The 18276-nt window shown below is 67.3% G+C and carries 13 protein-coding genes; 4 read left to right on the top strand and 9 right to left on the bottom strand.

What is annotated here, in order from left to right:
• Window positions 1-3 precede the first annotated feature (3 nt).
• From ACWF4Z_RS19955 to ACWF4Z_RS19965, 3 genes are all read right to left on the bottom strand, one after another.
• The gene (locus ACWF4Z_RS19955) at window positions 4-1362 is read right to left on the bottom strand and encodes a M1 family metallopeptidase (RefSeq protein WP_452244568.1); all 1359 of its coding nucleotides are present in this window, start codon (window positions 1360-1362) and stop codon (window positions 4-6) included.
• A complete protein-coding gene (locus tag ACWF4Z_RS19960; protein ID WP_452244569.1) occupies window positions 1362-5294 on the bottom strand; it encodes a Pls/PosA family non-ribosomal peptide synthetase in 3933 nt (1310 codons plus the stop codon). The genes ACWF4Z_RS19955 and ACWF4Z_RS19960 overlap by 1 nt, the downstream gene beginning before the upstream one ends.
• Window positions 5295-5367: 73 nt before the next feature.
• Window positions 5368-6189: an NAD(P)H-binding protein gene (locus ACWF4Z_RS19965; protein WP_452244570.1), complete on the bottom strand. Its 822-nt coding sequence runs from the start codon at window positions 6187-6189 to the stop codon at window positions 5368-5370.
• Between the two features lie 81 nt (window positions 6190-6270).
• Here ACWF4Z_RS19965 and ACWF4Z_RS19970 point away from each other — a divergent pair, with 81 nt between their 5' ends.
• The 3 genes from ACWF4Z_RS19970 to ACWF4Z_RS19980 all read left to right on the top strand — a co-directional run bounded on the left by ACWF4Z_RS19970 (window position 6271) and on the right by ACWF4Z_RS19980 (window position 10225).
• Complete coding sequence (locus tag ACWF4Z_RS19970; RefSeq protein WP_452244571.1) at window positions 6271-7215, top strand: AraC family transcriptional regulator; 945 nt, start codon at window positions 6271-6273, stop codon at window positions 7213-7215.
• A 73-nt stretch (window positions 7216-7288) separates the two neighbouring features.
• Window positions 7289-9124 (top strand): arabinofuranosidase catalytic domain-containing protein, encoded by a 1836-nt coding sequence (locus tag ACWF4Z_RS19975; protein ID WP_452244572.1) that lies wholly within the window; start codon window positions 7289-7291, stop codon window positions 9122-9124.
• Window positions 9125-9202: 78 nt separating this feature from the next.
• Window positions 9203-10225 carry a LacI family DNA-binding transcriptional regulator gene (locus tag ACWF4Z_RS19980; RefSeq protein WP_452244573.1) on the top strand — a complete coding sequence of 341 codons (1023 nt, stop codon included), beginning with the start codon at window positions 9203-9205 and terminating at the stop codon, window positions 10223-10225.
• On the opposite strand, the gene ACWF4Z_RS19985 is transcribed toward ACWF4Z_RS19980, so the two are convergent.
• From ACWF4Z_RS19985 to ACWF4Z_RS20005, 5 genes are read right to left on the bottom strand one after another with little or no spacing between them, the layout of a single operon-like run.
• A complete protein-coding gene (locus tag ACWF4Z_RS19985) occupies window positions 10222-11382 on the bottom strand; it encodes a Gfo/Idh/MocA family protein (RefSeq protein ID WP_452244574.1) in 1161 nt (386 codons plus the stop codon). The genes ACWF4Z_RS19980 and ACWF4Z_RS19985 overlap by 4 nt on opposite strands.
• A complete protein-coding gene (locus tag ACWF4Z_RS19990; RefSeq protein ID WP_452244575.1) occupies window positions 11379-12446 on the bottom strand; it encodes a Gfo/Idh/MocA family protein in 1068 nt (355 codons plus the stop codon). Before ACWF4Z_RS19990 ends, ACWF4Z_RS19985 begins: the two co-directional genes overlap by 4 nt.
• A 43-nt stretch (window positions 12447-12489) precedes the next feature.
• Window positions 12490-14136 carry an extracellular solute-binding protein gene (locus tag ACWF4Z_RS19995; RefSeq protein ID WP_452244576.1) on the bottom strand — a complete coding sequence of 549 codons (1647 nt, stop codon included), beginning with the start codon at window positions 14134-14136 and terminating at the stop codon, window positions 12490-12492.
• Between the two features lie 11 nt (window positions 14137-14147).
• On the bottom strand, window positions 14148-15056 hold the full coding sequence (locus ACWF4Z_RS20000; RefSeq protein WP_452244577.1) for a carbohydrate ABC transporter permease: 909 nt from the start codon (window positions 15054-15056) through the stop codon (window positions 14148-14150).
• A complete protein-coding gene (locus tag ACWF4Z_RS20005) occupies window positions 15053-16129 on the bottom strand; it encodes an ABC transporter permease (protein ID WP_452244578.1) in 1077 nt (358 codons plus the stop codon). Before ACWF4Z_RS20005 ends, ACWF4Z_RS20000 begins: the two co-directional genes overlap by 4 nt.
• Before the next feature lie 66 nt (window positions 16130-16195).
• Between ACWF4Z_RS20005 and ACWF4Z_RS20010 the strand changes: the two genes are divergently transcribed.
• A complete protein-coding gene (locus ACWF4Z_RS20010; RefSeq protein ID WP_452244579.1) occupies window positions 16196-17206 on the top strand; it encodes a LacI family DNA-binding transcriptional regulator in 1011 nt (336 codons plus the stop codon).
• A gap of 214 nt (window positions 17207-17420) precedes the next feature.
• Here the strand turns inward: ACWF4Z_RS20010 and ACWF4Z_RS20015 are convergent, their stop codons facing one another.
• Complete coding sequence (locus ACWF4Z_RS20015; RefSeq protein WP_452244580.1) at window positions 17421-18224, bottom strand: right-handed parallel beta-helix repeat-containing protein; 804 nt, start codon at window positions 18222-18224, stop codon at window positions 17421-17423.
• Window positions 18225-18276 lie beyond the last annotated feature (52 nt).

Genomic DNA, 18276 nt, shown 5'->3' on the forward strand with positions numbered 1-18276 from the left:
TCGTCAACGCTTCCGGGGCAGGGGTGGCAGGTCGTACGAACCCAGCCAGGCGGCGAACACCCGCCCGAGCGCCTCTTCGTCGGAGCTGAAGCCCGTCGCCAGCTCGACGAAGTCGGACGTGGTCACGGACCCGTGCCGGTACGTCTTCGTCCACGTCCGCAGCATGTCGAAGAACGCTTCGTCGCCCAGATGCCGTCGGACCATGTGCAGCGTGATCGCACCGCGCTTGTAGAGCCGGTCGTCGAACATCAGCTCCGGCCCGGGGTTCGACAAGAGCAGATCCTGCGGCAGGCCCTTCAACCGGGAGTAAGCCTTCGACACTTGCTGCTCGGCGGACAGACCGCCGGACTCCTCCGACCACAACCACTCGGAGTAGCAGGCGAATCCCTCGTTCAGCCAGATGTGCTGCCACCGCGACGGGGTCAGGCTGTTCCCGAACCACTGATGCGCGAGCTCGTGCGCGACCAGCCGTTCGGAGGTACGACGGCCGTCCACATGATTGCTCCCGAACACCGAGATGCCCTGTGCCTCCAGGGGAATCTCCAGGTCGTCGTCGGTCACCACAACCGTGTAGCCGCCGAACGGATACGGCCCGAACAACCGGCAGAACAGCTTCATCATGTCCTGCTGCCGCCCGAAGTCATGCCGGAACTCGCGAATTTGCCCGCCCGGCAGCACTCCACGCGTCGTCACCGGCGAGGTCGCCAGCTCGACCACGTCGTACCGGCCGATCTGCACGGTTGCCAGGTACGTCGCCATCGGTGCGGCCTGGTCGAAGACCCATGTGGTCCGGCTCGCCTTCACCCGGCGCGACACGAGCCGACCGTTCGCGACCACCTCGTACGGCGAGTCGGTGGTCAGCGCGATCCGGTAATGCGCCTTGTCACCGGGGTGGTCGTTGCACGGGAACCAGGTCGCCGCGCCGCTGGGCTGGCTCGCGACGATCACGCCCTCGGTGAGCTCTTCCCAGCCGAGCTCGCCCCACGGGCTGGCGTCGGGCTTCGGGTTCCCGGCGTACTGGATCTCGACGGTGAACTCGGCGCCGTCCATGATCGTCGCGGCCGGCGTGACGTGCAGCTTGCCGGAGCGGTGGACGTAGCGCTGCGGGCGGCGACCGTTCACGCTCACCTTCGAGACGCGCAGGGTGGACAGGTCGAAGCTGACCCGGGTCAACGGCTGCGTCGCGTACGCCGTGATCGTTGCCTTGCCGCTCAATCGGTTGCTGTTGACCCGGTAGTCCAGGTCGAGCTCGTACGACTCCACCTTGTAGCCGCCGTTGCCGTGCGTGGGGACGTAGGGATCCTCAGCGGACGCCGCGCCGGGCAGCCCTTGACTCTGCTGCCTCCGGATCGGGCCAACCATCAACCCTGCCAAGGAGCGATCGGGTTCCCCGCCCACCGAGTACCGGCCGGGACACCTTCACCGCGCATGACGAGAGACACCGGGCCGATAGTAGCCCCAGCACCGACAGTAGCCGCAGGCAGGACGATGCCGTGCGGCCCGAGGGTCGCTCCGGATCCGAAGGTGACTGTGCTCATGGAGAGAACTCGATCATGGAAAAGGTGCGTCTGCAGCACGCAGCCGCGATTCACCGTGGCGCCGTCGCCGAGGGTGACCAGATCCGCCTCGGGCAACCAGTACGTCTCGCACCAGACGCCCTTGCCGATCTTCGCCCCGAGTGATCGCAGCCAGAGATTGAGCACCGGCGTGCCGGCGGCGGCGTTCGCGAACCAGGGCGCCGCAACCAGCTCGACGAAGCTGTCGACGACCTCGTTGCGCCAGACGAACGAGCTCCACAACGGATACTCGACCGCGCGGGTGCGGCCGATGATCAGCCACTTGGCGGCGGTCGCGATCCCGCCGGCAACCGCTCCCGCGGCCAGGATCACCGCACCGGACAGCACCAACGTCCACCACGGCCCGAGCCAGATGTCGAGACCTTGCAGCGCGAACAGCACGCCCAGCGCGACCAGGACCGTGCACATCATCGGCACGAACCGGCAGAGCTCGACCAGCGCCCGCGCGACCTTCAGCTTGTACGGCGGATTGAACGTGCGGCTCTGGTCACCCTCGATCGCCTGGCGACGAAGCTTCACCGGTGGCGAACCGAGCCACGACGTACCGGCCTTGGACTTCTTCGGAGCAGCGGAGAGCACGGCGACCAGGCCGTTCTTCGGGACGCTCCGGCCGGGCGCGGCCATGCCGGAGTTGCCGAGGAAGGCGCGCTTGCCGACCTTCGCGCCGGCCACGTGCAGCCAGCCGCCACCCAGCTCGTACGACGCGATCATCGTGTCGTCGGCCAGGAACGCGCCTTCGCCGACCGTCGTCATCTTGGGGAGCAGGAGGACCGTCGAGGCCTCGACGTCGCGGCCGATCTTCGCGCCGAGGGCTCGCAGCCACCACGGTGTCGCCAGGCTCGCGTACAGCGGGAACAGGAAGGTCCGGGCCGAGTCGAGCAGCCGCTCCGTCGCCCACACCTGCCAGCCCATCCGGCTGCGGACGGGGAAGTGTCCTGGCTTGATCCCGATGCCGAGCAGCCGCACACCGATCAGCGTCAGGAGAGCGAGCGTCACAAAGGCGACCAGCGTCATCAACGGCGTCGCGGCCAAGGCCTTCAACGCCGCATCACCAAGGCTGGTCGTGCCTCGCAGCGCACGCCCGAGAACGAGGAGCGCCGCAGCGGCCGCGGCGACCGGGAGCAACGACATCACGGCCGACTGGATGCCGTACGCAAGGACCCACCAAGGCGCGCGGGCCGGTCGGTTCTCGGGCCAGGGGTGCCGGGACCGGCCGAGTCTCGCTGCGGGAGATCCGGACCACCGTTCGTTCGCGGGGACCTTGCCGGAGACGGCCGAGCCGGCGGCGATCTCAGCCTTGCGGCCGATCTCTGCGCCCGGCAGCAGCGTGCTGCGGGAACCAACGACGGCCTCGGCGCCGACGGTGACCGCTCCGACGTGCAGCCGGTCGCCGTCGATCCAGTACCCGGCCAGGTCGACCTCGGGCTCGATCGACGCGCCGCGTCCCATCGTGAGCATGCCGGTCACCGGCGGCAGCGTGTGCAGGTCGACGCCGCGGCCGATCTTCGCGCCGAGCGCGCGGGCGTAGTAGGTGATCCAGGGTGCACCGGCAAGGTTGGCTGCGCCGGCGGCGTCCGCCAGGTTCTCTGCGGCCCACAGCCGGACGTGCACGTTGCCGCCGCGCGGATACGTGCCAGGTTTGAGGCCTCGGAGCAGGATGCGCGCGCCGACGACCGAGATGCTCATCCGGCCGGCCGGGGTGATCAGGATCAACCAGCCGGCCAGGATCCACCACCACGAGATCGTCCTGGCCCACGGCAGCGGACCGACGAGCTCAGCCAGCAGGTTGTTCAAGGTGAAGAGGTAGACGAGCCAGCGAACGCCGACGACCGTCTGCAGGATCAGGGTGAGCGCCGTCTGCAGGAGCTGCGTACCCTTCGGTGTCGGCCGGATGTCACGGAGCTCGAGCGGCTCGTTCGGCACGGGCGCCGAATCGTCGAGCCGCTCCGCGAGCGCGCCGAGGCGTGGGTACTCGTAGATGTCGCCGACGGTCACCTCGGGATAGCGCTCGCGCAGGGACGACACCAGTTGCGCCGCAGCCAGGCTGCCGCCGCCGTGCAGGAAGAAGTCGTTGTCAGGGCCGGTGACCTTCGCACCGAGGACCCGCGTCCAGCGCTCGGCCAACCACCCGGCTGTGCCACTCAGCTCAGCCGCCGGCCCGTCGCTGTCCATCCCGGGCGGTGGCCAGGGCAGCGCGTTGCGGTCGACCTTGCCGGACGTCCTCGTCGGCAAGGTGTCCACCACGGCCAGCAGCGGTACGAGCGCGGCAGGCAGCTCCTCGCGCAGCCGCGCAGTCGCCTTGGCCTGATCGAACGCGTCCGGATCCTCGGGTACGACGTACCCGACCAGCAACTGGTTACCGGCGGCACTGTTGCGAACGGCGGCCGCGGCACCGGAGATCTGCGGGAGAGCTTGCAGCGCGGCGTCGACCTCGCCGAGCTCGATCCGGCGGCCACCGAGTTTGACCTGCTCGTCGGCGCGGCCTTGGAACAACAGACCTTCGGCTTCGTTGCGGACGAGGTCGCCACTGCGGTACGCGCGCTCCCAGCCGAGCGTCGGCATCGGCGCGAACTTCTCGGCGTCCTTGTCCGGGTCGAGGTATCGGGCCAGGCCGACGCCGCCGATGATCAGCTGACCGATCTCACCTTCCGGAATTTCGTTGCCCTCGGCATCGACAACGGCCAGATCCCAACCATCCAGGGGAAGTCCGATCCGGACCGGTCCTTGACCCGTGAGCTGCGCGGCGCAGGCAACGACCGTCGCCTCCGTCGGACCGTAGGTGTTCCAGACCTCGCGGCCATCGATCGCCAGCCGCTCGGCCAGCTCCGGCGGACACGCCTCGCCACCGAAGATCAGCAGCCGGACCTGGTCGAGCGCATCGGCCGGCCAGAGCGCGGCCAGCGTCGGCACGGTTGAGACGATAGTGATGCCCTGGGCAACCAACCACGGCCCGAGGTCCATGCCGGTCCGCACCAGCGACCGCGGCGCCGGCACCAGACACGCGCCGTGCCGCCAGGCCAGCCACATCTCCTCGCAGGACGCGTCGAACGCGACCGACAGACCTGCGAGCACGCGGTCGTCCGGCCCGATCGGCTCCTGCTGCAGGAACAGCCGCGCCTCCGCATCGACGAAGGCCGCGGCCGATCGATGCGAGACGGCAACGCCTTTGGGTACGCCGGTCGAGCCCGACGTGAAGATGATCCAGGCGTCGTCGGTGGTCTCGGGTCCGACGGTCTCGCGTGGTGCTTGCGTCGTACCTGCGGAGTCCATCCGGGCGCTGTAGGGGTAGTCGTAGTAGCCGTCCGCGTTCTCGTTGCCGAGGACCGGAGCCGGCAGCGGCCGGGTGACCGTGATGACGAGGTCGTCGCCGACCGTTGCCGCCACGTCCGCTTCGCCGAAGACGAGCTCCGCGCGTTCGTCCGGGTCGTCGGCATCGACCGGGACGTACGCCGCGCCGGCTTGCAGAGTCCCGAGAATGGCGACGTACAGGTCGTTGTGCCCGGACGAGATCCGCACGCCGACGCGGTCACCCGGCCCGACGCCCGCCTCGACCAATCGGCTTGCGAACTTGGTCGTCTGGACCAACAGCTCGCGATAACTCAGGCTGACGCTGCCGTCGTCGAGGGCCGGCTCATCGGCGTACTTCGTCGCCGTCTCCTGCAGCACATCCACCAGCGTTCGCGCGGGTGGCGCCAGGTCCCCGCGTCGTAACGTCACGGCCGGATAATACGCCGCCCGGTAACGAATCGGATAACGCGAAGCGACGCGGAGACGTGAGATTCACTGCTGGTCAGAGATTCCACTGTCCTGCCGTCGCGGCGTCGGTGACGTAGAGCTCGAAGTCCCGGGCCGGGCGGCCGAGTGCTCGGTCCACGTCGTCGGTCACGGTTTCGGCTTCGCCGTTCGCGATCGCGACCAGGATGCTCGTGAGGAGTTGGGCGCCGCCGGGGGTGACGCCGTACTCGATCTGCCGCTTGGTGAAGTCGTCGGGATCGACGTCCTCGTAGCCGATCGGACGGTTTGTCGCTCGAGCGATGAGGTTGGTCGCTTCGCCGAAGCCGACTGGTCGTGGGCCGGTCAGTTCGTACACCTCGCCGCTGTGCCGGCTGTCGATCAATGCTGCTGCGGCGACCGCGGCGATGTCCTCGGCGTCGATGAATGGCGTCCGGCCGCTGCCGGTCGGCAGGGCGAGGACGCCGTCGAGGATGGCTTGACGCCACGGTCCCTCGCTGAAGTTCTGGGCGAACCAGTTCGGATGCAGGATGGTCCAGTCGATGCTCGAGGTGCGGAGCGTCTGCTCGACCGCGTGCAGTGGGTGCCCTTCCTCTTCGGCACGGGCGGCAGACAGCAGGACCAGCCGTCGTACGCCGGACTCCATCGCCCGCTCCGCGAATCGAGCCAGCCGCGCGCCGGCGTGCAGAGTCGGCTCGACGAGATAGGCGGCGGTGACGCCGTCGAGCGCGGTAGCCCAGGTCGTGGGGTCGTCGAGGTCGAGTCGTACGTCGCTGCCCGTGCGAGACGCCGTCCGGACCGGATGGCCGGCGGAGCGAAGGTGTTGAGCGACCCGACGGCCGGTGGTCCCGGTGCCGCCGAGGATGAGGTTTGTCGTCATGGCTTCAGCCAAGCCCGATCCTGGCAGACGATCCATGGGAGAACGTCGAAGATCCATTTGTGATCGTCTAGCCTGATTGGTGTGGATGTCCTGAGCGACCTGCTTCAGCGGGCGCAAGTGCGGGATGTGGTGGTCCGGCAATGGATCGCGCATCCGCCGTGGGCGGTGACGTACGCCGATGCTCCGTCGCTCACGGTCGTTGCGACGCTCGGTGGTCGGGCGTCGTTGCGGCTCGAGGACGGCGTACCGATGGCGTTGGCGGCGGGTGACATCGCGCTGATCACCGGGGTTGGCAGCTATACGGTCGCGGATGATCCGGCGACGGTGCCTGAGTTTGTGATCCGCGATGGCCGGAAGTACTCGGTGGACGGTGTGCCGCTGGAGCAGCAGGGGTTGTCGGCGCCACGCACGTACGGCGGCGACCTGTCGGGCGCGACGATCATGATCCGCGGCGCCTACGAGCTGCGGGGCGGGGTCGGTGAGCGGCTGCTGTCGCTGCTGCCTGCGTCTGCCGTGGTCCCCGCGGATCCGCGGACGCGGCCGGCGCTGGACATGGTCACCGCCGAAGTGTCTCGGGAGGAGCCGGGTCAGGACGCCGTACTGCATCGGTTGCTCGACTTCGTTCTCGTGCTGGCGTTGCGGGCCTGGTGTGCGCGACCGGAAGCCAACCTGCCGCCCTGGTACCACGCGCTGACCACACCGGCCGTCGGCGAAGCGTTGCGCCTCATCCACGCGGATCCCGGCCACCGCTGGACGGTCGCCGAGCTCGCCACCAAGGTCGGCCTGTCCCGCGCGACCTTCGCGGCCCGCTTCACTAAGTTGGTCGGCCAGCCACCGCTCGGCTACCTGACCAGTTGGCGGATGACGCTGGCCGCGGACCTCCTCCACGACACCACCGCGACCGTTGCCGTGGTGGCTCGCCAGGTCGGCTACCAGGACCAGTTCGCCTTCAGTGTCGCGTTCAAACGGGCCTTTCGCTGCTCGCCCTCGGCTTGGCGTCGAGGTGTTGACCTCGCGGAAATCTGACGGTACACCTCTCTGTTAAATCGATTAAGCACGATCAGGCACGGTCAACCCTTTGCTGAAGAGAGGTCCCGTGATGTTGAGTTCGCCCCGCCCAAGACTCCTCCCACTTACTCTCGGGATCGCGGCCCTGCTGGCCGCGATGATCGCCGTACCGTCCCAGTCGCCTGCTGCGGCGGCCGGACAGACCGAAGCCCCCTGCGACATCTACGCGAACGGCGGCACCCCGTGCGTCGCCGCGTTCAGTACGACGCGCGCACTCTTCGCGTCGTACAACGGCCCGCTCTACCGGGTGCAGCGCACCTCCGACAGCGCCACTCTCGATGTCGGACTCCTCGAGCCCGGCGGCTACGCGAACGCCGCCGCCCAGGACGCGTTCTGCGCCGGTACGACGTGCAACGTGACGGTCATCTACGACCACACCAGCCGGCACAACGACCTGACCATCGCCGGTCCTGGTGCCGGTGGGCCGCAGAACAAGCCCGCGAACGCCGCCGCCCTGCCGATCACGGTCGCCGGCCACAAGGCGTACGGCCTGTTCCTTCCGCCGGTCACCGGCTACCGGCGCGCGAGCACGGTGACCACCGGCACCGCTCGCGCCGGCCAGCCTGAGTCGATGTACGAGGTGGCCAGCGGCACGAACGCCAGCGACAACTGCTGCTCCGACTTCGGGAACGTCGAGACCGCGATCCAGGACACCGGTCGGGGCCACATGGACACGCTCAACATCTCGTTCCTCAACGCCACCGAGTCCGCCGATCCCGGGCCGTGGGTCGAGGCCGACCTCGAGGACGGCGTCTGGCAGGGCCGTACCGCGCACTGGGCCAACAACCGGGGAAACCCGAGCAAGTTCGTGACCGCCGTACTGCGGAACAACGGCCAGAACACGTTCTCCCTCAAGGGAGGCAACTCCCAGAGCGGCAGCCTGAGTACCTGGGAAGAAGGCCCGCTACCGCACCCGATGGCTCAGGAAGGCTCGATCGTCCTCGGCGTCGGCGGGGACAACAGCAACCGCGCGACCGGCACCTTCTTCGAGGGCGCGATGACGTCTGGCTACTCCTCGACCGCCACCGACGACGCGGTCCAGGCGAACATCGTCGCCCAGCACTACGACGGAACGAGTACCGGAGGTGGCCCTGGTGAGCTGATCTCCGCGCCCGGCGGCAAGTGCATCGATGTCTACGGCAACGACATCGGTACGAGCGGGACCGTCGTCGACCTCTGGGAGTGCCGCGACCTGGCCGCCGACATGCACTACGTTGCCTCGGACGACTACGAAGGCACCCTGCGCACGCTCGGCCGCTGTCTGTCCGCAACCGGTACGGCGAACGGGTCGTCGATCCAACTGGCCGACTGCTCCGCGGCCGGCGGCGAGGTCTGGCTTCCGCAGGCGGACGGGACCGTCAGGAATCCCGCGTCGGGTCGCTGCCTGACTTCAACCGGTACGACGGACGGTTCGGTGCTGCAACTCGCTGACTGTACGGCGGGTGCCCTGCAGCAGTTCGTCGTACCTGTATCGATCCGGAACCGCGGCGTGTGCGTCGATGTCGCCGGAACGGACAACGGCGGGAACAACGCGGTCGTGCAGCTGTGGGCCTGTCAAACGATCAAGACACCTGGTCCGCTCGCGAAGGACCAGCACTGGCGCTACAACGTGGCAGACCACACGGTACGGACGCTCGGACGGTGCCTGAGCGTGGCCGGCAACGGTACTGCCGATGGGACACGCCTGCTGCTCAACGACTGCAACGGCACCGGCGGGCAGCAGTGGACGCCGCAGGCCGACGGCACGATCCTCAATCCGCAGTCCGGTAAGTGTATGAGTGCGGTCGGTGCCGCAACCGCGAACGGCACCGCTCTGCAGATCCTTGGCTGCAATCAGGTCAGCACGGACAAGTTCCAGTTGAACTGATGCGAACTACGATCGATGAATGAACGGAACACCCGATGACCAGCTGAGGTGCAGCGACCCGAGAGTCCTGAGCTGAGGATGGCCGCGAACAAGAGGGTCACGATCTCCCAGGTCGCGGATCGGGTGGGCGTCACGCCCGCCACGGTGTCGATGGCGCTGGCCGGTAACACCAGGATCAGCGTCGGCACCAGGGCTCGGGTCGAGAAGGCGGTCGCCGAGCTGGGCTACGTGCCCAGCTCGGCGGGCCGCGCCCTGCGCCGCCAGGAGGCCGGCGCGGTGGCGTTGATCGTGCCGAACACGTCCGAGCACACCTTCGGGCACCTCTATTTCATGCACATCCTCACCGGCCTGGCCACGGTGGCGACCAGTCATGGCGCGCAGGTCATCGTGTCGACGAGTGACGGTGACTCCGGTACCGCGTACGAGCGCGTGCTCCGCGCCCGATCGGCCGACGGTGTGATCGTCACCAGCGCCGCGATCGACGATCCGAACATGGAGGCGTTGGTCGCCTCCGGGCTGCCCGCGGTCCTGATCGGGAACTTCCCGTCGCTGGTCGACTCCGTCAGCGTCGGCGTGGACGACGTCACCGCGAGTGAGACGATCACCCGCCATCTGATCGAGGTCCATGGCCGGCGCGACCTGATGCACGTCACCGGCACGCTCGACCACCAGACCGGGATCGACCGGCGCTCCGGTTTTCTCCGGGCGGTAGACGCGGCCGGCCTCGAGCCGACCGTGGTCGAAGGAGATCTCAGCGAGGCCTCCGGAGTTGCAGCGGTCGAGCGGTTGCTGGCGGATCCAGGCCAGGTCGACGGAATCGTCTTCGCCAACGACGACATGGCCGTCGGCGGCCTACGCGCCCTGACCGCCGCCGGCATCGACGTACCAGGTCAGATCTCCATCGTCGGATTCGACGACTTCGGTCTGTCCCGCCTGACCACACCAATGATCTCCACCGTCAGCGTCCCAGCCGAAGAAATGGCCCGGGTCGCCACGGAGAAGCTCTTCGCCATCATCGACACCGGCCCCACAGCCCCCGCCCACATCGAGCTCCCGGTCCGCTACACCTACAGACAGTCCTGCGGCTGCTCCGGCCTCTAGGCAGAGAACGCCTGGGTGATCGTGGTTTGGGGGGTGCCGCCGTTGAGGGCTGTGTAGAACGGGTGGCCCGGGGTGAGGTCGGTGCGGTGGATTTGGGTGCCGGTGATGGCTGAGGCGTAGAGGGCGGTGACGAACTCCATGGTTGGGCGGGTGCTGGCTAGCGTTGTCTCGTGGGGCCGGCCGGCCAGCATGTCGTCTACTAGGTGGGCGATTTGGGCTTGGTGGTTGCTTGGTATGTCGTCGCCCGCTGAGGCCGTCCATGGGTCGGTCGTGCTGTCGCCGATCTCGGACTGTGGTTTCTGGGTGCCGGGATCGAGGCCTAGCGTGGCTGCCTTGGCCGCGCCCGGTGCGGGCGAGAACGACCAGTCGGTATCGGAGTAGCCGTAGACGTGGTCGACCTCGAGGGTCCCGCCGGTCGTGTCGATCCGGATCCGGCTCAGCTCCCGGGGCGACAGCAGGCTGTTGATCACGGTCGCCACCGCACCGCTCTCGAAGATCACCGACGCCATCGACACATCCTCGAACTCGACCGGCCGATCCAGCCGGACTGCCGTCGCATTGATCGTGCGCCAAGGACCGAGGAGATGCAGTAGGAGATCGATCTGGTGGATGCCGTGGCCGAGCGTCGGCCCGCCACCCTCGCCGACCCAGGTGCCGCGCCACTCCGGATCGAAGTAGCTGACCGGCCGGAACCACAGCGTCTCGCAGACAGCGACCTGCGGCACACCGAGCGCGCCGCTGCCCAGCAGCTTCGCGGCGCGCAATCCGCCGGACCCGTGCCGGTGCTGAAAGATCACGTAGACCGAGCCCGCACTCGCCTTCTCGGCCTCAGCGACAGCATCCAGCTCCGCCAGACTCAACACCGGCGGTTTCTCGAGCAGGACCGACTTGCCGGCCGCCAGGATCTCGATCGCGATCTCCGCGTGGCTGCTGGGAGGCGTGGACACCGAGACCAGTTCGGGCTCCTCTGCCGCCAGCAGCTCCGTGACCCCGCCGTACGGCTTCGAACCGTACGTCGCCGCCGACTCCTCGGCCTTCGCCCGCACGATGTCGGCGACACCGACGAGGGTGATCCGGCCGGTGGCGGCGTACGCCTTCGCGTGCGCGCGGCTGATGTTGCCGGCACCGACGATGGCAACCTTCAGCTCGGCCGTCATTGGGCGGCTCCGCGGATGGCCGCATTCTGCTGGGCCGTCAGGGCCAGCCGCATCGTCTCGAAGGTGTGCTGCTGCGGCGCCGCGGTCGTGGTCCGATTGCGTACGTCGTTCAACAGGTCCGCGAAGTAGGTGAGCTCGACGTCGGAGCAGTCGATGTGCTGCATGCCGTCCTGATCGACCAGGAAGAGATGATCACCACCGTCGCGGCCCGCGATGTCGACGTACTTGCGCAGCTCGATGTACCCCTCGGTGCCGAGGATCATCAGCCGGCCGTCACCCCAGGTCGGCAAGCCGGCGGGGGTGTACCAGTCGACCCGGATGTACCCCTGCGCGTTCTGGCTGCGCAGCAGGATGTCGCCGAAGTCCTGCAGGCCGGGCCTGTCCGGGTTGGCGAAGTTCCCGACCGAGCTGGCCACGACCTCGGCGGTGCGGGCGCCGGTGAACCAGAGGAACTGGTCGATCTGGTGGGACGCGATATCGGCCAGGATCCCGCCGTACCGCTCCTTCTCGAAGAACCAGTCCGGCCGACCGGCGCCGCCACCGAGATGGCCGCGGTCGCCGATCCGGTGCGGACCGAGCCCGAGAGTCTGTACGACGGTGCCGATCCGCCCGTCGCGGGCGAGCTCGCCGGCCTTGACCACGCAGCGGACCTCGAAGCGCTCGGAGAACGTCACCGACCAGAACCGGCCACTCTCGGCGACCGCCTTCTCGATCTCCTCCAGTTGGTCGAACGTTACACAGCCGGGCTTGTCGGCGACCACGTCCTTACCCGCCCGCAAGGCAGCGACCGCGATGGGCCCGCGCCGATCGGGTACGGCGGCGGTCACGATCAGGTCGATGCCGTCCCGGCCGATCAACGCGTCGGGATCGTCGACCACGGGAACGTCGGGGTACCGCTCGCGGACCTGGACCGCGATCGCGGCCGACGGGTCGTCGGTCGCCATCGCGACGAACTCCGCGCCGGCGTTGATCAGGCCGGCGATCTGGCCGTGGATATGTGCGTGGTCCAGGCCGACTGCGGCGAACCTGACGATCTGCTGGGATGGTGCGGAACTGTCGGGCAACGGTATTCCTCTCGGTAAGGGCGTAGGAACTGAGAGCCACGCCCTAGCGCGATGCTTCGAGTGCTTGGGCGAGTTCCTCGGCGATCTTGTCGCCGCCCCCGCTCTTCCACTTCTTGACCGTATCGGCCCAGGCGGAAACGGGTTTGCGGCCCTGGATGATGTCGTTGGTGACCGTGGTGATGTCGGCGGCGAGCTGCGGGCCCTTGCGGATGTTCGTCTCGGAGAACAGGCCGGCGGCCGGGTCGGCGAGAGCGGTCGGGACGGTCTGTTTCATCGCGTTGAACTCGGCCTCGCTGCTGCCGGCCTTCTCCGGCAGGAAGATCGTCCACGGCGAATCCGTCTGGTACATCAGGCCGAGCTGGGTCTCGCTGAAGCCCTTCTCGGTCAGGACCGGGTTGCCGTTGACGACCGTGTGATGGATGCCGGCGCGGCCGAACTTGCGGAACAGGTACTCCTGGGTGCCGAAGGGCGCCGCGAGGAAGTTCAGGTACGCCAGCAGCGTCTCCACCCGCGCCTCGGCCTTCTTGCTGATCGCGGAGAAGCCGATGGCCGGCGCACCGATGGTGGGGGCGCCCAGCCAGATCCGGCCCTGGCCGGAGCCGTCGTGCTTCGGCGGCGGGATGATCGCGATCGTGGCTTCCTTCGAGATCGCCGTCTGCAGGTAGCTCGGCCAACCGGAGAACGTGTCCTGGACCAGTGGGCTCGAGCCGTTCGCGAACCGCGTCTTCATGTCCTGGTTCTGTCCCGAGAAGGCGTCCGGGTGGATGTAGCCCGAGCTCCACAACTTGCGCAGGAGCTCGAACGCGTCCGGTTGTGCCTCGTGCTCGAGGTAGCTGACCAGGGCCTTGCCGTTCTCGCTCCAGTTGTTCGGTATGTCGAACATGTTCCGGACGAACTGGGTCGGTGCCGTCGCCAGCGCGAACCGGTTCTGCCGCTTGTCGGTCAGTTCCTTGCAGAGGGCAACGAAATCGTCGGCGCTCTTGACTGCTGCCTTCAGCCCTTGTTTCTCGAGGATGTCGCCGCGGCTGTACAGCGCCTGCGAGCTGATCGCTCCGCGCGAGATCGGAACGCCGTAGATCTTGCCGCCGAAGATGGTCGCGTTCCAGGCGACCTCGGGCAGGTTCGCGAGGAAGGGATACTTCTTGATGTTGTCCCCGGACAGGTGCGGGGTCAGGTCCACCGCCTTCGAGGCGAGCAGTTGGGTGACCTGGGGGACGCCGGCGACCAGGAAGATGTCACCGAGCTGGTCTCCCGCGACCGCAGTGGCGAACTTCTGTGCGTAGTCGACCGACGGAGTCAGGCTCACCGAGACGGGCGATCCGACCTGCTGGTTGAACTCCTGCCAGAACGTGTTCTGTTCGACCTTCGGCGGGATCGGTGTGTTTGTCCACGTGAGTACATTGATCGGCTTGCCGTCGCCCGGTGGCTTGGTGATGGCCTGCACCGGGTTGGCCGGGTAACGGCTGAACGCGTCCGGGATCTTGTACTCCTCACCGGCGAACTCCGGCTTGACCCCGTCGTACCGGACATAGGTCGGCCGGACCTTCGACTCCGTCGAGGGGTCGGTGCCCGCGGTGGTGCCGCCGCGGCCGGCATTGGAGCAGCCGCTGATGGCACCGGCCACGCCGAGCGCACCGATTCCGCCCAGGAGAGCCCGTCGGGTGACCGGCCGTACATCGTGATTACTCATCTGAATCCCTCTCAGCCCTTCACGGCGCCGGTCAGCACGCCCTTGGCGAAATGCCGCTGGATGAATGGATAGACACACAGGATGGGGATCACCGAAATCATCAGGATCGCCATCTGGATGGACGTCTGGGGTGGGAGCGCCTCGCCCGCCGTCCCCAGGTCCTGGGCGCCGATCTCGACGCCGTTGACGACATAGGTCCGCAACACCAGTTGCAGCGGCCACTTGCTGCTGTCGTTGAGGTACAGCAGCGCACCGAAGAAGTTGTTCCAGTAACCGACCGCGTAGAAGAGACCGACGACGGCCACGACCGCCTTCGACAGTGGCAGGCCGATGAACCAGAACAGCTTCCACTCCGAAGCGCCGTCGATCCGGGCCGAGTCGAGCACTTCGGCCGGCAGGCCGATGAAGTACGCCCGTACGACGATCACGTTGAACGCGCTCACCGAGACCGGAAGGATGATGGACCACAGGCTGTTCAGGAGCCCGAACTGCTGGACCACCAGGTACGTCGGGATGAGTCCCGGGTTGAAGAGCAGACTGATCAGCACGAGCAGCAGGAGTGGCTTGTTGCCGACCGAGCCGCGGCGGCTCAGCGCCCAGCCGAGTGTGCAGGTGAGGAAAAGTGCGAGCGCCGTACCGACGGCGGTGACGAATCCGCTGATCACCAGCGCCTGCGTCACGGTCCCGCCGGACAGGATCGAACGGTAGGCCGACAGGTCGATTCCGTGGGTCGGGAACATCACGAAGCCGCCGGAGCGAGTGACCTGTTCGGGTGAGGCGAGGCTCGTCGAGATCACGCCGATGAAAGGCACGATCACCACGGCGCAGATCACGGTGAGAAAGACGGCCTTGACAATCTTCTCGGCGCGCCCCGGCACCGGCATTCCGCCGACCAGGACCTGTTGTGCTTTGGCGCTCATCCGCGGTACACCCCTTCCTCGCCGAGGCGATGTGCCAATTTGTTGGCCAAGAGGACCAGGGTCAGCGCGACCACACTTTTCACCAGGCCGACGGCCGCGGCCGAGCCCCAATCGCCACCGATGATTCCGTTGTTATAGACATAGGTGTCGAGCACTTCGCTCGCGTCGCGGCCGACCGCGGATTGCTGTAGGATGATTTGTTCGAAACCGACGGTCAGCGAATCGCCGAGTTTGAGAATCAAGAGCAGGATGATGATCGGTTTCAGGCCCGGAAGGGTCACGTGCCAGGTCTGTTTCCAACGGCCGGCGCCGTCCACGGCGGACGCTTCGTACAGAGACCTGTCGATCTGTGACAAAACCGCCAGGAACAAGATCGTCGCCCACCCGGTGTCTTTCCACATCACCTGGGAGGTCAGGAGTGCGCGGAACGCGTCGGCATTCCCGATGATGTTGATCGGGTCGTACCCGTGCGACCGTAACCAGTTGTTGATCATGCCGGTCCCGCCCAGTACCTGCTGGAAGACGGCGACCACGATCACCCAGGACATGAAGTGCGGCAGGTAGATCACGCTCTGGACGAACTGGCGGAGCCGGTTCGACAGAAGGCTGTGCAGGACCAGTGCGACGACGATCGGCGCCGGAAAGACGATGACCGTCTGGATCGCGGTCAGGATCAGCGTGTTCTTGACCGCATTCAGGAATTCGGAGTCGCCGTTGATGATCGTGGTGAAGTTCTGCAGGCCGGACCAGAGGCTTTTACTGACGCCGAGGTACGGCTGGTAATCCTGGAATGCGATGACGTTGCCCCAGAGCGGGAAATACTGGAATGCGAAGAGGACGAGCATTCCCGGGATCGCGAGCAGCAGTACGGGATAGTCGCGGCGCAATCGCGTGAACAGCGAGAGTTTGCGCGAGGCAGCGCGAGCCGGAGAAGCAACGTCAACATCGGCCACGGGCACTCCTCGGGTCAATCCATAAAAAAGTGATCGATCCACTTCTGAGTCGGTAGCTAACCGCAGCCCCGAGGGGGTGTCAACCCTTCGCGCCGGCCCATTTGTGCGGACCGCTCCCACCCGGCGCGGCTATCGGCTAACGTTCGTACTCCGCCGTTCCGGATGGTGGGACGCAAGGAGGGGAACGTGGCAGACGCAGGGGCGAAGCGGCCGTCGACCATCCACGAGGTGGCCCGGCTGGCCGGGGTGTCGCACACGACGGTGTCGCGGTATTTGCAGGACAAAGACAGTTTGAAACCCACGACCCGGGTCAAAGTGGAATATGCGGTCAAGGCGCTGGATTACCGGCCGAACCTGGTCGCCCGGTCGATGCGGACGCGGAAGACGAACCGGTTGGCGATCGTTCTCGCGGCCGGCGAGACCTTTCCCGGGCGGCTGCTCACGGCGGCGTCGGAGACGGCCCACCGGGCCGGGTACCAGGTCGAGGTGGTGAGCGTCGAGGGCGGTGCGCAGGCGCGGGCGGAGCGGATCGACGACCTGGAGCGATCCGGTCAGGTCGACGGGATCCTGGCCATCTCCTCGATCGCCGTCAAAGGCAAGCGCCGCTGGCAGGTTCCGTTCGTCGAGAGCGTCACGTACGACGACGAGCTGCGCGGGCTGGGTGAGCTCGCGGACGCTTCCGAGGTGCGGGAGATCATCCAGTACCTGCAGTCCTTGGGACATCGGACCTTCCTGCATGTCGGAGGCGCGATGTCGTTCGCTTCGGCGCGCAATCGCAAGAGCGTCTACCTGGAGACGATCGAGCGGCTCGGGTTGCGATCGGTCGGTGCGGTCGACGGTGATTGGCGGGGGCAGTCCGGGTACGACGCGATCACGAGCCTGCCGGACGATTGCGGGGTCACCGCGGTGGTGGCGGCGAACGACGTGATCGCGATGGGCGTGATCCGGGGGGCGCGGTCGCGCGGGTGGGAGGTGCCGCGCGACCTGAGCGTGTTCGGCTGGGACGACGAGGAGATGGGCCGCTTCTCGATGCCGTCGATCTCCACCGTCGCCGTCGACCGCGAAACCCAAGGCCGCGACGGCATCCGCCGCCTCCTCGCCGAAATCAACGGCGACCCCACCCCCGACCCCACCCCAGGCAACATCAACCGCCTAATCTTCCGCGAGTCCACCGGCCCCGCCCCCACCAACAGCTAAACCCCCCGCGCGCGACCTGTGCCATTTCAGGGGCCGGCCCCTGAAATGGTGGGTTGCGGCGGTGCATACCTGCGGCGCACCCCACCATTTGAAGGGCCGGCCCCTCAAATGGGGGAGTGGCGGGAGGGCTGGGTGGGGGTGGTCGGGTGGGCGGGGCGACCTGGGGGTGGTGGTGTGGGGTGGTCTTACCAGGGGGCGTTGATTGCGTTGTCTCTCATGGGGCGCATCCCGGCTTGGGGCCTTGGTAGCCGGGGCGGGAGGAGGTGTCGATTCCTACGTAGCACTCGATGGTGGTGCTGAGCTTGTTTTTGGTTATGTGGGCGTCGGTGGAGTGGATTGCCAGGCCGATCGCCTTGTCGGGGGCGGCGGCGAAGGTGTTGCCGGTGACGGTGAGGTGCTGGATGTCCTCGATCATCAACGCCTGCGAGGCATCGAGGGTCTCGCAGTAGTTGTTGCGGAACGTGAAGTTGTTGCTGTGACCGTGCCCGTCGCCCTCGCCGTCGTTCGGGCCTTCGGCCATCAGGCACATGTTGTCGATCTTTTCGCAGCGGTTGCCCTCGATCAGGACCCGCTGGCTGGGCGGGGTGTCATCGGCGAACGTCTGCATGCAGTCCGCGTGCCGGTCGTCGGTGTTCCGCGCGCCGCTGATCGTGTTGTCGAGGATCTTCAGGTCGTTGCCGAAGAACCGCAGCCCGTCGCCGTCCCCGCCCTTGGGGTTGGTGATCGTAAGCTTCTGGACGGTGATGTGGTTCCCGGTCACCTCGACGCTGGGCGCCTCGGCCTTGTCGATCTTGTAGTTCTGTACGACGACGTTGCTGGCGTCGACCGTGATCCCGTCGACCGCCTTGCCGTGGCCGTCGTACACGAGCGGCTTCGTCGGCGTCCCGCCCCTCGTGATCTCCAACCGGGCGGCCTTGGCGCTGGTCTGGCTGTCGGCGGGGGCTGAGGTAGGCGGCTTCTGGGCCGGTACGAGCCCGGCCGCTATGGCCGCGATCACCGCGATGAGCTGCTGCAACATGGTGGGACTCCTGCTCCGAAGGGGGCGCTACCCCGCGAAGCTAAGTCCGATC

This window comes from Kribbella sp. NPDC055071, assembly GCF_053608045.1.